Here is a 14,980-nt window from a genome sequence, read left to right on the forward strand (position 1 = left end):
CATGTATTTTTCCTGAGCTTTCGGCAATAACATCACTAATACTATCAATGGTAGCTTTTCTTTCTATCTCTAATTCAATTTTTTCTTCAACAGGAGTTTTGTCTTTTTTAAGGTAGTTTTTACTAAGTAATACAAAGATAAAAGTTAATAAAATACCAACAGTAAAGATGTTTCCTAAGTAAATTAAATAAGCAATAACTGCCGAAGCAGTAAAAGCTACCAAGGCCGTTAAAAACCAACCACCTATTACGCTTAGTACTCCTGCAATTCTGTATACAGCACTTTCTCTTCCCCAAGCTCTATCTGCCAAAGAGGTACCCATAGCCACCATAAAGGTAACGTAAGTTGTAGATAAAGGTAATTTTAAAGAAGTTCCTATAGAGATTAAGATTCCAGCAACTACTAAATTAACAGAAGCTCTTACCATATCAAAAGCAGGCAAGTCTTTAATATCGGTTCTGTTAAACTCAACCACAGGTTTGCTAAACTTTGTGTTGATAACTTCTAGTGTTTTGTTAGGAACTATTTTAGTGTACAAGTTGTTGATGCTAATTCCTGCTCTTACTACTGCTCTTGATGCAGAATTAGGTTTAAACTTTTCGTGTCCTTCACCTTGTCTTGAAAGGTTTACACCTGTTTCAATAACCAATCTCGCTTTTTTAGAAAACCAAAGAGTTACCACCATAATAGCACCTGCTAAAATCAGTAACAAATCGTTCGACGGTACTTTTTTTGCCAAAATCCCCATAGATAATTGTTCGGCAGGTAAACCAGAAGCTTGCCAAGCTTCGTAAGAATTCCAGGCAGCAATGGGCACCCCAATAAAGTTTACCAAATCATTTCCTGCAAAGGCCATGGCTAAAGAAAACGTACCTATTCCGATAATAATTTTTAAAACATTGGTTTTAAAAGCACTAATTAATAAAAAGGAAATAAGTGTCCAGATTACAAAAGCAATCCCTATAATTTCTAGTGTATTGTTGGTAATTACGTCTTTTAATTGATCGTAAATACTAGAACCTTTTAGTCCTTTAATCACAATAAAATAAGTAATTGCTGTTATAGAAAGACCTCCAAAAATTGCATTGATGTAAGTAGGTCTTTTTTCGATGTTAAAAGAATAAATCAATCTAGAAAAGAACTGTACAATGGCACCCACACTAAATGCCACCACTACCGAAAGTAATATTCCTAAAATAATTGTTACCGCAGTTTTGTGGTTAATGTAAGACCAAATGTCTGCAATGGTTTGGCTATCGTTTCCTAAAATTTTAATTACAGAAATGGTTACGGCAGAACCAAGCAATTCAAAAACTATAGATACGGTGGTAGATGTTGGCATTCCTAAAGTGTTAAATACATCTAAAAGGATAATGTCTGTAATCATAACAGCCATAAAAATGTACATAATTTCGTTGAACTGAAATTGGCTAGGAATAAAAATTCCCTTACGAGCAACTTCCATCATACCACTAGAAGACAAAGCCCCAGCCAGTACACCCAAACTAGCAATAATCATAATTTTTTTGATAGGAATTGCTTTAGAACCAATTGCGGAATTTAGAAAGTTAACCGCATCATTACTAACCCCTACAACCAAATCAATAATTGCTAAGATGGCCAAAGCAATGACCATCAAAATATAAATATCGTTCATTTATCGTTTATTTTAAACGGTACAAAAGTATTCAAGTCTAGCGGTGTTATTGTTAAGTTAATATTACTTTTTTTTCGGCTTTTTCAAATTTTGTATTCCATATTCAAAACCCAACAAATAATTTTTACTTTTAAGCAAACAATTTACTCATGGAAAATTTTACCGAAGAACTAGATTTGATAGCATTGTTCCAAGAATATTTACCTCTAATTACCGAGTATACGGTAAAAATTACCATTTCTTTGGTAATTCTTTTTGTAGGGCTTTGGTTGATAAAACGAATTGATGTTTGGGTAATTAATGCGTTTCAAAAGTCTAAGATAGAGTTGTCTTTGCAAAAGTTTTTGTCCGATTTATTGAACTGGGCTCTAAAAGCATTGCTATTGGTAACCGTTATGGGGCAATTAGGTATTGCAACCACTTCTTTTGTGGCCATGTTAGGAGCAGCAGGTTTAACCATTGGATTGGCTTTGCAGGGAGCTTTGGGAAATTTTGCAGGAGGTGCTCTTATTATGCTTTTTAAGCCTTTTAGGGTAGGTGATTTTATAGAAGCTCAGGGAGAATCTGGTAGGGTAAAAGAGATTCAGATTTTTGTAACCAAAATAGTCACCTTAAAAAATCAGTTGGTTATTTTGCCTAATGGTCCTTTGTCTAACGGAAATATAAAAAACTATACAGAAGAAGGAAGGTTACGTGTTGACTTGGTGATTGGTGTTGCGTATGAGGCAGATATCCGTCAAGCAAAAAAAGTATTAGAAACTGCTTTAGCTACGGTTCCTAATGTGTTAACATTACCAGCAGCAAGTGTCAATGTTCTAAATCTAGGAGATAGCTCTGTAGAACTAGCTGTTCGTCCTTATGCACATCCCGACGACTATTGGCAAGTGTATTTTGATACGTTAGAGGTTTGTAAAATTGCTTTAGACGATGCAGGTATTAAAATTCCATTTCCTCAAAGAGAGGTGTATGTACACAATCAATAAAAACTTACTTTTTAGATGGGGTAACAATAAAATCTTTCAGATAAAAAGGTTCAAAATAAGCAACGTCTTCAAAATCTTTGTTTATAAATTTAGCATAAGACAAGGCACTCATTTCTTTAGCTGATGGAAATTGGTTTTCTATAAATATAGCATTTGGATGTTGAAGAACTTCTTTGCATTTATCTACCGCATCACCTACAAAATAAATAGGATGATTGTCTAACAGTTCTCCATAAGAGTTTTGGTCTATAATCTCGGCTTGTACCTGGCGTTTAAATTGATGGTTGTTTGTAAAAATGGCAGCATATACTTCCATTCTTCTAGCATCTAAAATAGGAATAATAAGCCCTTCTTTAGGTTTTACAGTGTTTGCTAAAACTTGCAAAGTATGTACTGAAATTAAAGGAATTTCTGCAGCATAAGCCAAACCTTTAGCAGCAGATACTCCAATTCGTAAGCCAGTATAAGACCCTGGCCCTTTTCCTACAGCTATGGCATCCAAATCAGTAACTTTTAATTGGTGTTCATTCAAAAGTTCTTCAATAAACACATGTAGTTTTTCTGCATGAGAATATTGTCCGTCGTTTTGCTCTTTTAAGGCAATGCATACTCCGTTTTTAGAAATGCCAACCGAACAGTTTTTTGTAGAAGTTTCGAGATTAAGGATAAGTGCCATGATCTAAATTTTGGCAAAGATACTTTAAAGAATTTTATTTTAAGGATGCTCTTCTTTTAATAAATAGATATACACAGGGTAATGATCACTGTAGCCACCCGTGTAATTTCCGTTGGCAAAACTCCTTTTAGGACTGCCTTTGTATTTTCCTGTTTGTAGAGTCATATAGCTAGGGTTATAGATTCCTGCTTTGTAAAATCTAAAATCTTTAAATTGATTATTTTTTGACAACAAACTCCCAGTAAATAATATTTGATCAAACAAAAACAAATCATTTCTATAGGTAAGTGTGTTGTGCCCTTTTTCGAACATTTTCTCGAATGGATTAAAGAGTTCTTTTGTTTTGGTTTTCTTTTTGGTTTTTTCGGTCTTTAAAATTTTCTTAAAGCTTTTATTGTTGGGGTTGTCGTTAAAATCGCCCATTAAAATAATTTTAGCATTGGGGTCCTGTTGCTGAATTTCTTCTACAATTTGTAAATCTCTAAAGGCAACATGTTCTCGTAAAAAACTACTTTTTTTAGCTCCACCTCGTCTAGACGGCCAATGGTTTACCAATAAGTGAATTTTTTCGTTGTTTAAATAACCACTAACCAATAAAATATCTCGTGTGGCTATCTTAAAACCGTCTTTGTACAATTCGGCATCGTGGTTTTGACTAAAGATAGGAGTAAATACGTTTTTTAGGTAAAGCAAACCTACATCAATTCCTCGTTGGTCAGGAGCATCAAAATGAACGATGTCGTAAGGAAATTTGTTTAAAGGAGGTGTGGCTATTAAATCTTCTAATACCGATCGGTTTTCTGCTTCTGCAATTCCAATAAGTGCTGGAGGAGATGGATTTTGCTCTTTTCCAATTTCTGAAAGTACAGAGGCTAGTTTCTTTAGTTTGTCATAATATACGTAGCTTCTGTTAGATTTTAGTTCCATCATTGGGCTTAATTCGTCTTTCTTGTCGGGGTCATTAATGGTATCAAAAAGGTTTTCTAAATTATAGAAAGCAACCGTTTGTATTTGATATGATTTTTGCCCAAAACTCAGAAAATGAACTAGTAAAAATATAATTATTACAGGTTTTATTTTGTGATTATATAACATATGTTGTAATTTACTGAAAAAATGCTAAAGAAAATGAATTTATATACTTTTAGTATGCGTTGTGTTTGTTGTGCAACGTTTTCTTTTGTTGGCTTATATGCTCAAGATACTCTTAAAGTTTCTGATACAGAAAAATCTAAAAATTTGTTTCATACCATCAATTTAACAGACGATGATTTGAATGATGAAAATGGAGAAGTAGCCAACATTGCAGGAATTTTTTCTGTTTCGGATGATATTTATCTCAACACGGTAGGATTTGAATATCAAGGAGTGTTCTACAGAGCTCGTGGTTTAGGTGCAGAACAAGTTACTTTTTTATTGAATGGAGTTAATCAAAACCGTTTGTACGACGATCGTCCTGCTTGGAACAATTGGGGAGGTGTAGATGGAATATATAGAAACCAAGATGCAACAGAGCCTTTGGGAGCTGCTAGTAAAACTTTTGGAGGAGCTCTTGGAGTAAATGCCTTAACCACTCGTGCTTCTTTGTTTAGAAAAGGAACTAGAGTATCGTATGCTCGTTCTAACAGATCTTATCAAAATAAAGCTTCTGTAAGTCATGTTGGTAGTTTGGATAATAGTTGGCATTACGTTGTATCGGCTAGTAGAAGGTGGGGAGATGAAGGGTATAGAACAGGTACTTTTTACGAAGCAAATTCTGTAATGGTTAGTGCAGAAAAGTATTTGGATGACAAGCACAGTTTTACAGGAAGTTTTTTATACACACCCAATAGAAGGGGAGCAGCAGGAGTATACACTCAAGAAGTTTTTGACTTGAAATCGAACAAATACAATGGAAATTGGGGGTATCAAAATGGTAAAAAAAGAAATGCTCGTGTTAGAGATATAGAAGAACCCTTGTTTTTGTTAACACATACGTATCAGAATGGAGAAAAAACCTATTGGCAAAACTCGTTGATGTTTCAAAAAGGACAAATAGGCTATTCTAGAATTGATTACAACGGAGGACTTAATCCCGATCCTACTTACTATCAAAATTTACCTAGTTATTGGCTGTCTAGAAATACGGTAGATTATGAAAATGTATATCGTTACGAACAGCAATTTATAAAAGACGGACAGTTAGACTGGGATTTTTTGTATCGAGCCAATGCCGAAATGGTAGCAAGCGGAAATCCTAATGCTTATGTTTTATACAGCGATCAAAGAGAGGAAACAAGGTGGCAATTGAATTCTAATTTTTCTCGTAAAATAAACGAAAGGTGGCAACTAAATGCAAGTTTGGATTATCGCAAAACTCGTTCAGAGAATTATGCAAAAGTATTGGATTTATTAGGAGGGACAGGATATTTAGATGTGGCAAGTTTTACAGGAGCTCAAAGCGATGTAAATTATCCTGACAGAATTGTTACCCAAGGAGATCGGTTTAAGTACAATTATGTAGTAGAAAGCAGTAATATTCAAGGATTTGTACAAGCAACGTATACATCTAAAAAGTGGGAACTAGTATCTGCTTTGGGGGCTTCATCTACTCAACATCAAAGAGAAGGTCTGTACAAGTACGAAAATTATGCAGATGCCGAAGGAAAAAGCAAACCGATTGAGTTGTTTGCTTTGCAAGGAAAGGTAAACACATTGTACAAGCTTTCGGGGCGTAATTTACTATCATTTAAATCGGCTTATTTACAAAAATCACCCAGTGTAAAATTGGTTTTTCCGAATGCAAGGGTAAGCAATCGTGTTTTGAATAATCTGGATACTGAAAACTTGTGGTCCAATGCTTTGTCTTACATTAGAAGAGGACTAAACCATTCTATAAAATTAACAGCTTATTACAATATACAAAGCAATGTTACCGAAACAGGTTTTTATTATGCAGAGGGTTTTGGTACCGATGCACAAGATCAACCCAATGACGAGTTGTTAGATGAAAATAGTTTGTTTGTGCAAGAAGTTTTAAACGGAATACAGAAAAAGTTTTACGGGGTAGAATTTGCAGCATCGTACGATGTAAGCAGTTCTACACGAGTAAAAGCAGTTGTCGGGTATGGAGACTATACGTACAACAACAATCCTAATTTGTTGCTGTTTGCAGAAAACGACGCGGTAGCCAAGAGTTTAGGATTTGTTTCTGGAGAAAAAGATTTGGGAGCAGCCTATATTCAGGGAAAGAAATTATCCGTAGGCCCACAACAAGCGTATTCTTGTATTTTAGAATACAACGACTCTAAGTATTGGCGAATTAAAGTCAGTTGGAACCATTTTAGAAATAGTTTTGTAGACATTGCTCCTATCCGATATACAAACAATTTTACTCAAGAAATTAATGGAATCACTATAGCAAACCTAGATCGTAATTTGGTTGGGCGATTTAGAACACAAGAGCAGTTAAAAAACTTTACACTCATCAATTTGTCTGGAGGAAAATCTTGGAAGCTTAAGGAAAACTATCTTAGTGTGTTTTGGACGGTGCAAAATGTTTTAGGAACCAATTACAAAACAGGAGGTTTTGCGAGTAGTAGAGCTGCTAATTATAGCGAACAGTATCAAGAATATCAAAGAGAACAGGCTTTGTTTGGCAATCGATATTTTGTAGGAAACGGAAGAACGTTTTTTACAGGGTTGTATTTCTCATTCTAAAAAAAGAAACAGATGAAACATTTAATTTATACCGTTTGTGCCATTTTTTGTATAGCTTGTGTAGAAGATTTTGATCATAATAACCCACAAACTACCATCAATGAGATAGATTTTTCAGAGAAAACAGAAATTACATTTCAGCAACTTTACAATTTGCACAACAATTCTATAGGAAAAGATACGGTTGTGGTAGGGTATGTAATCTCTACAGATGTAGAAGGAAATTTTTACAAAGAACTGTATTTGCAAAATACCGAAAAAGCAAACAATCCATCAACCAACAATCCTAGAATGGGATTGCGTGTTAGAGTGGGACTAAGAGCTGTTTCTAATTATTTTGCAATGGGAAGAAAAGTAATGGTAAATTTAGAAGGTCTTAAGAAAACAACTAGCAATAATGTTTTAACTTTAGGTGCTCCAAGCAGTACATACATAAAAGATATTTTAGAGTTTGATGTTAAAAAGCATTTGGTAAAGCTAGACGAAATCAAAGAAATAATACCTAAAAGTGTGTTGATTTCAGAGCTAAATTCAAAAGATTTAAATACGCTTATTCGTATTCCTTCTGTACAGTTTCAGTCTTCGGAATTTACCAAACCTTTGGCAGGATTGCCTACCGATGATTTTGATGGAAAACGTGTGCTTGAATATTGTGGTCTTTTTAGAAAAGATTCTATTTTGTTAGAAACCAGTAATTTTGCTGATTTTTCTAATCAAATTATTCCCCAAGAACAACTTGATGTTACGGGAATTTATAGTATTAATTTTCAGAAGCAACCTGTTTTAATACTCAATCAGCATAAAGACTTGCAGCCCGCTGGCAATCTTGTTAATTGTAAGGTACAGCAACCTAATGTTTTGTTAACCGAAATTGCCGATCCTAAAAATGCATCGAACGCCAGATATGTAGAGTTGTATAACGCAGAAGAGCAAGAAGTAGATTTGCAAAACTGGCAGTTGGTTCGGGTGAATAACGGAACTACAGCTTATTCCATTTCTTTGGATGGAATTATAATGAATCCTAAAGGTTTTGTAGTAATTGCAAAACAAGCAATATCCTCAGAAAACAACTCAAATTTTGTAGATGTTTTTAATGTACAGCCAACTTTAGAAAGCAATCAACTTGATGGAAATGGAGATGATGCCTATATATTAAAAAATGAGCAAGGACAAGTAGTTGATGTTTTTGGAGAACCAGATGTAGACGGAACAGCAACTTACTGGGAGTATACAGATGGTAGAGTGTATAGAAATTTAGAAATAAACCAACCCAATGCTATTTTTACACCAGAAGAATGGACTATAGAGGTAGCTAATAAACTTGCTCCGCATCATTTTAGTCCTTTTTCTAGAAAATCAGAGGAAATCTATCAGCCTATCCAAACAGCAGATTTAATGATTACAGAGGTGGCCGATCCACCAGCGGAAGCAAAAGCCCGTTTTGTGGAATTGTACAACCCAACAAACCAGGCTGTTTCTCTTAAAAATTGGTCTTTGGTTCGGTACAATTATACCTCTTCTAAAAATACCAAAGCATCAGCTGCATTGCCAATGTCTTTGGATGGATTGTCAATTCCGTCAAAAGGTTTTATATTGGTTGCAAGAGATACAACTGTTTTTCGAACATTTTATGGATTATCTGCTAATTTAGAAAACAGTTCTTTAGACGGAAATGGAGATGATGCTTATGAGTTGATAGATCCTTTTGGAAAACTGATAGATGTGTACGGAAATGCCAATGAAGATGGAACAGGCACACTATGGGAATATACCGATGGCATTGCAGTTAGAAAACCAGAAATTCATAAGCCTAATAATAGGGCATTTACAGAAAGTGAATGGGAAATATTAGACAATGGCTACAGTCCTAAAAAAAGAGAAGCAGGACAAGAATAAAATAAAAATAGAGTGGGGTAATAGTGCCACTCTGTTTTTACAAACTACTTAGCGTTTACATGAATGGCAATTTTATTAAGCAATTGTTCTTTAATGATAGGTTTGGATAAATAGTCTATAAACCCTAAATCTAAAAACTTATCATAATCAGACTCCATAGCGTAAGCTGTTTGTGCTATAATTTTTGCATTTGGGTCTTTTTTTAAAATTTGTTTCGCGGCCTTTATGCCACTCATAATAGGCAATCTAATGTCCATTAGAACAATATCTATATCAGGGTTTTCAAAATAAACTTTTACAGCTTCTTTTCCGTTCTCTACAAAAAGGGTGTTGCATCCGCAAGAGTTTAAAAGTTCTTTAAAATATTCTCTGTTAATAAGCACATCTTCAGCAACCAAAACAGTTGATCCTGATAAGGTTTGTTGATAGTTTTTGATGTTGATTTGCTCTAAATTGCTGGGCAAAACATCTGTCTTAATATAAGGCAACTCTACAGTAACCATAGTACCTTTATTTTCGGAAGATATAATATTTAGCTTACCGTTTAATAAATCAATAATACCTTTGGATATGGTTAGTCCCAGTCCAGTACCTTCATTTTTTGCCAAGTCTCCATAGCTTAATTGCTCAAAACGATTGAAAATTAAATTAATTTTTTCTTGAGGTATACCAATCCCCTCGTCTTTTACATAAAATTTTACAATGTTGTTTTCTAAGTTAAATCCAAATTTAATTGTACCTTCATCGGAGAACTTAATAGCATTGTTAATTAAGTTAGAAAGAACTTGATGCAGTCTAAACGGATCTGTTTCTATAGTTAGATTGGCATGCTTTTTAGGGATTTCGGTAATTATTTTTAAATGTTCTTTTTGCTTTTGATTTTTAATTCCAATAAAAGTAGTCTCTAGATCCTGTATCAATTCACCAAGGTGACATGGTTTTTTTAAAAGTTTTAATTCACCAGCTTCTATTTTAGAAATGTCAATAATATCGTTGATAAGAATTAGTAATTGATTTGAGCTACTTTTGATGACCTCAGAATATTTATTTCTTTTTTCAATAGATAGATTTTTTTCTTTTAGCAAATCGGCAAAACCAACAATTCCATTAATAGGAGTTCTAATTTCATGACTCATGTTGGCCAAAAACTGATTTTTATAAATATTGGCTATTTCGGCTTTTTGTTTTGCTTGTTTTAGCATTTCTTCAAAATCCTTTTTTTCGGATAAATCAATAAAAGAACCTATAAAGCTAACAACTTCTCCTTTCTCATCCACCTCAAAAGGACAGTCTATAGAATAGCACCAAACCCAATGTCCTTGTTTGTGTTTAAAACGGTATTCTATTTTAGAGTTCTCTTTACCTTCAATAACTTCTTTCATATGCAAGTCTATGGCCTGATGATCGTCGGGATGAAAAAGAGTCGTAAATTGACTTTGAGACATTGCATTGATTTCGTTTATATCATAACCAAGAATTTCTTTGTAACGCTTGTTGGTAAAAATATTAGTTCCTTTCTTAATGTCGTAAATATAAATCCCATTAGGAGAGGTTTCTGCAATGCGTTCGTTGAACTGTTTTTCTAGATTTAGTTTGTTTTCAATTTCTTTATGTTCGGTAATATCTTTTACCAAGGCTACGGAATACAATACCTCGTTGTTAACATCGCGTACAACGGTAACAGTTAATTGTCCCCATATTACATACCCATTTTTATGAATGTATCTTTTGTCCATTCTGTACCAATCAATCTTTCCTTCGATTAGCTTTTTGTATTGAACTACATCTATTTCTACATCTTCAGGATGCGTAAATTCTTCAAAAGACATTTTAGAAATTTCATCATTGGTATAGCCAATAATATTCTCTAGTTCAGGGTTAACTGAAATAGGTTTTCTATTGGTTGATACAGTGGCAATTCCAATTCCAGCGTTGGTAAATATTGATTTAAAAAGATTTTCGCTCTTGGTTAAGTTAATTTCTGCTTCTTTGACTTTGGTAATATCAACGAAGGTAATTACTACTCCATCAATTTTTTTATCGATGGTAATAAAGGGTATAATACGCATTAAGGAGTGATTTCCATCACGATCCATAATTTCTTCTTCTACAGAGGATAATTTTTTTAATACCAGTTCTGATTTGTTTGTAATTAACTCTCTAACTGTGTCTGAAAAGTTAGAGGCAAAACTAGTGATAGGCCTTCCAATGTCTGTATCTTCTAAATTAAAAATACGTTGTAATGCTGGGGTGTATTTTCTAATGCGCAAGTTGGCATCTAAAAATAGCGTACCTATTTCTGTGCTGTTAAGTAAGTTGGTAATATCGTTGTTAACAATTTCTAATTGTTTGTTTTTTTCTTGTAACTCGGCATTTACGGTGTATAATTCTTCGTTTACAGATTGCAGCTCTTCGTTGGTGCTTTGTAGCTCTTCGTTTGAAGCCATTAGTTCTTCGTTAGAAGATTGTAATTCTTCATTGCTGGTTTCTAATTCTTCTACTACGTTTTGTAGTTCGGCCTTGGTTCCTTTTAGTTCTGATTCTAAGTCTTCTAGTCGTTGTTTAGAAAATTTATCAATAGGTACATTTTCAATTACATAAACATCGCTGTTAAATACTCTGTCTTCACTAAAATGAACAAGATAAACACCCGATAAATCTTCTTCTTCTTGTTTGGGTCTGTGAAAACTTAGGTCAAAAGTATAAACGTTGTTGTTTTGTTTAAACGCAACATCTTTTACTAAAATATCTTTGTTTTCTATTTCTAACCTTCTAATTCCATTACGTATTACGGTTGCAATTTCAGTAGAAACCATTTTTAATAGGTTGTTTTGAAATAAACCTTCGCTGTGCATTAGTTTTTTTCCAGCATCACCTTTAATAAATAGAATGTTAAATTCACTATCAATAAAAATTGAAGAAGGACTAAATTTTTTACTTAAATACCTATGAAAAACATTTTCTGGATTTTCTTTAAATCTATATTCAGGATTTTGGATGTCTCTTACTGGATTTCGATAAGAAATAGTAGTAACTTTATCGTCTGGAGTGGTTTGTGTTGGAATTAATTTGGTGTCTGATACGTTTTGAAAAATTTTCCATTTGCTATCTATTACTTTAAAAAACTTATCAATTTCACCTAAAGATTCACTGTTTCCTAAAAATAGATAACCGTATTTATTTAAAGCAAATTGAAAGTTAAGAATCACTTTTCTTTGCGTTCTAGAATCTAGGTAAATTAATAAGTTTCTGCAGCAAATTAAATTCATCCTAATAAAAGGAGGGTCTTTTAAAAGGTTGTGGTTAGAAAAAACTATTTTTTCTCTAATTCGTTTGTGAATCAATAACTTATCTCCAGCTTTTACAAAGTATTTTTCTAAGTAATAACTTTCTATTTCATTACTTACATTAATATGAAAGCTTCCTTGACCTGCTGTTGCTAGAGCAGTACTATCTACATCAGTGGCAAAAATCTTAAAATCTTGATTGATTTTGTTGTTACGCATGTAATCATCTATCAGTATAGCAATAGAAAATACTTCTTCTCCAGTAGAACATCCTGGTATCCACACCCTGATTGGGTCTTTAGAGTTTTGAGATTTAAAAAGGTTAGGTATAATACTTTTCTTTAAAGACTCAAATGCTTCAATATCTCTAAAAAAGCTAGTAACGCCAATCAAGAAATCTTGTTTTAGCATTTCTTTTTCTTTCGGATTGCTTTTTAGGTATACATGATAGTCATATAAAAGTTCTATATTATTTATATTCATACGTTTTTCCAACCTACGTATCAAGGTGTTTTTTTTGTATTGTCTAAAGTCTATTCCAGAAGATTTGTGTATTTCTTCTAGTATTTTGTTAAAGATAACATCATTTGATTGTTTACTGTCTACTTCAGTATTTAACAAAATTCGTTGTCCTGGTATTTTAGAAATCACTTCTGCTATTTTTTCAATGGGTAATATAAAATCACACAAATTGGTACCAATGGCAGTATTGGGCATTCCATCAAATTGTGCTGTAGTTGGGTCTTGAGCAATTATGATACCTCCAGCTTCTTTTATTGTTTTAATTCCTCTAGAGCCATCAGAACCTGTTCCTGATAAGATGATACCAATAGATTTTTCTTTAAATTCTTCACCTACCGTATGAAAAAAGATGTCTATAGGTAAGTTTAAATTGTTTTTTGGGCCCTTGTCTAAAAGGTAAAGTTTGTTGCCCTTAATATGTAAGTTTTTGTTTCGTTGGTTTAAATAGATACAGTTGGGTTTAATTTCTTGCTTGTCTTCCGCTGTATAGATTTTCATGCTAGTGTGTTTTGCTAGCAGTTCGGGCATTAAACTAATAAAGTCTGGTGATAAGTGTTGTATTACAACAAAGGCAACACCTGTATTATTTGGCAAATGATCAAATAATTGCTGGATTGCATCTAAGCCTCCAGCAGAAGCCCCTATGGCTACAACATAAAAATCTTTATTTTCCATACAATATGTTTTAGGACTATACTTATTTAGTGCCCGTTTTTTAATGCTTGTCTAAGCAATTCTTTTATAGTTGCAAAAATAAACTTAACGTTTAACTGTAACGATTTTTTAATCGCTTTTTTAAGTAGCTACTATTTTTTAAGCCTACCATTTTGGTTAATTGTGTTAAGCTAGTTCTGGGGTATTGTGTTATAATATCTTTGGCTCTTCTCAATCTAAACTCTAAAATTAATTGATTTGGGGTTTGACCATATACAGCCTTTGTTTTTCTAGTTAAAGTTCTTGAAGAAATATCAAATTCATCGGCAATATCTTCTACACCAAACTGATGGTTGTCTATATTAGCAAACAAAATGTTCTCGAATTTTCTTTTAAAGATTTCTGTTTCATTTGGATCTTGACTAAAGGATTTAGAATTTACATTTTGTAATAATGTTTTGTGATACACCAAGGCTCTATCAACAACAGCTGTAATTTCTTCTTTAAAATAAGGCTTCTGAATATAATTGTCTATGCCTAGCCTTAAAATATCAAGTTTTTTAGAGCTAGACTCCATGGCGGTAATTACAATAATAGGAAAGTTATAATTACGTTTTCTTATTTCTTTAATCAATTCATATCCGTTCATTTTAGGCATTAAATAATCTGTAATGACTAAATCTATAGGCTGTGTATCAATAATTTCTAAGGCTTTTTCTCCGCAATTTACTTCTAAGACATTATAAGATTTTGAATCTAAAATTGATTTGATATATAAAACAGACTCATACGAATCTTCAACCACTAAAATTTGGGATTTGATTGAGTTTTCTTTAGAGTTTAATTCCATTGACTAATTTTTTTTATGCTATGTGCATAGGCTTAACGAATAACAGTATAACTGTCTGAATTGAATTTTATTTTGTCCAAAATAGTCGTTTGTAGTCAGTCTTTTTCTTTTCAGCTTTGTCAAATTCAATACAATGTGGGGGTATTTAAAACAATGGTAAATCTTAGAGTTTTTTTTACCATTGTCTAAGGTAAAAATAATCATTTTTAACCAATAGTTTTTAGATTACTACTTGCAATGTTATGCTATGTTGTTAAGAAACAACTTTGTTGTTTTTTTATGGCTTTTTGTTTTTAGGATCGTAATATTTTTTTTAAGCAGAGTTTTTAGGTTAATGTTTTCTTTTTTTTTTAAAAACAATTGCATCTGTGTCTAGAAAAAAAATGTCTGAAATGAACGTAAAATTGACGAGTTTGGTTGTATTGTTTTTTGACGAGTGTTGCAATACTATTGTATCTTTATAGTGTAATACTTAGGGGTAGGTATTCAAAAATGTTGGCTCATTTGTTTGGGTCAGCATTTTTCTTTTTTAGAAATTATATTTAATAATGTCGGGGATTGTTAGTTTTGTGTCTTATTTGGTTAGTTGTTTTATAGCTTAAAAAAGTTGGTAAACCCTAACTTTAAGACAAGGTTTTGTTACTGTACTTAGCAAAGTCTTACTGAAAAATTCATTTTAACATAAAGTACTGTTTTGTTTGTTTTAGAATGTTGGTGCTGTGGCACCAACATTTTTTTACAATTTTATTAAAAAAA

8 protein-coding genes are annotated in these 14,980 nt (G+C 32.9%); 3 read left to right on the forward strand and 5 right to left on the reverse strand.

Annotation, left to right across the window (positions count from 1 at the left end):
- Window positions 1-1,657, reverse strand: a 1,657-nt coding sequence (locus FS85_RS0105795) for an inorganic phosphate transporter (RefSeq protein ID WP_010135162.1), incomplete at its 3' end; no start/stop codon positions are given.
- Between the two features lie 149 nt (window positions 1,658-1,806).
- Between FS85_RS0105795 and FS85_RS0105800 the strand changes: the two genes are divergently transcribed.
- Window positions 1,807-2,640 (forward strand): mechanosensitive ion channel family protein, encoded by an 834-nt coding sequence (locus FS85_RS0105800; RefSeq protein WP_010135163.1) that lies wholly within the window; start codon window positions 1,807-1,809, stop codon window positions 2,638-2,640.
- A gap of 4 nt (window positions 2,641-2,644) precedes the next feature.
- On the opposite strand, the gene tsaB is transcribed toward FS85_RS0105800, so the two are convergent.
- Together tsaB and FS85_RS0105810 are read right to left on the reverse strand one after the other, a co-directional pair.
- On the reverse strand, window positions 2,645-3,316 hold the full coding sequence (gene tsaB, locus FS85_RS0105805) for a tRNA (adenosine(37)-N6)-threonylcarbamoyltransferase complex dimerization subunit type 1 TsaB (protein WP_010135164.1): 672 nt from the start codon (window positions 3,314-3,316) through the stop codon (window positions 2,645-2,647).
- Between the two features lie 39 nt (window positions 3,317-3,355).
- On the reverse strand, window positions 3,356-4,411 hold the full coding sequence (locus FS85_RS0105810; RefSeq protein WP_010135166.1) for an endonuclease/exonuclease/phosphatase family protein: 1,056 nt from the start codon (window positions 4,409-4,411) through the stop codon (window positions 3,356-3,358).
- Window positions 4,412-4,444: 33 nt separating this feature from the next.
- Between FS85_RS0105810 and FS85_RS15200 the strand changes: the two genes are divergently transcribed.
- The gene (locus FS85_RS15200; protein ID WP_010135167.1) at window positions 4,445-7,015 is read left to right on the forward strand and encodes a TonB-dependent receptor; all 2,571 of its coding nucleotides are present in this window, start codon (window positions 4,445-4,447) and stop codon (window positions 7,013-7,015) included.
- Window positions 7,016-7,027: 12 nt separating this feature from the next.
- The gene (locus FS85_RS0105820; protein ID WP_010135168.1) at window positions 7,028-8,911 is read left to right on the forward strand and encodes a DUF5689 domain-containing protein; all 1,884 of its coding nucleotides are present in this window, start codon (window positions 7,028-7,030) and stop codon (window positions 8,909-8,911) included.
- Between the two features lie 44 nt (window positions 8,912-8,955).
- Here FS85_RS0105820 and FS85_RS0105825 read toward each other — a convergent pair whose 3' ends face one another.
- Both FS85_RS0105825 and FS85_RS0105830 read right to left on the reverse strand, forming a co-directional pair.
- Window positions 8,956-13,395, reverse strand: a complete 4,440-nt coding sequence (locus tag FS85_RS0105825) for a chemotaxis protein CheB (protein ID WP_010135169.1) — start codon at window positions 13,393-13,395, stop codon at window positions 8,956-8,958.
- A 91-nt stretch (window positions 13,396-13,486) separates the two neighbouring features.
- Window positions 13,487-14,224 carry a response regulator gene (locus FS85_RS0105830; RefSeq protein ID WP_010135170.1) on the reverse strand — a complete coding sequence of 246 codons (738 nt, stop codon included), beginning with the start codon at window positions 14,222-14,224 and terminating at the stop codon, window positions 13,487-13,489.
- Window positions 14,225-14,980 lie beyond the last annotated feature (756 nt).

Source organism: Ochrovirga pacifica, from assembly GCF_000220525.1.
Classification (GTDB): domain Bacteria; phylum Bacteroidota; class Bacteroidia; order Flavobacteriales; family Flavobacteriaceae; genus Ochrovirga; species Ochrovirga pacifica.

Excerpts from the sequence above, each read along its gene's own strand:
- FS85_RS0105800 (WP_010135163.1), top strand. The coding sequence starts at position 1,807 with ATGGAAAATTTTACCGAAGAACTAGATTTGATAGCATTGTTCCAAGAA.
- tsaB (WP_010135164.1), bottom strand. The coding sequence starts at position 3,316 with ATGGCACTTATCCTTAATCTCGAAACTTCTACAAAAAACTGTTCGGTT.
- FS85_RS0105810 (WP_010135166.1), bottom strand. The coding sequence starts at position 4,411 with ATGTTATATAATCACAAAATAAAACCTGTAATAATTATATTTTTACTA.
- FS85_RS15200 (WP_010135167.1), top strand. The coding sequence starts at position 4,445 with ATGAATTTATATACTTTTAGTATGCGTTGTGTTTGTTGTGCAACGTTT.
- FS85_RS0105820 (WP_010135168.1), top strand. The coding sequence starts at position 7,028 with ATGAAACATTTAATTTATACCGTTTGTGCCATTTTTTGTATAGCTTGT.
- FS85_RS0105825 (WP_010135169.1), bottom strand. The coding sequence starts at position 13,395 with ATGGAAAATAAAGATTTTTATGTTGTAGCCATAGGGGCTTCTGCTGGA.
- FS85_RS0105830 (WP_010135170.1), bottom strand. The coding sequence starts at position 14,224 with ATGGAATTAAACTCTAAAGAAAACTCAATCAAATCCCAAATTTTAGTG.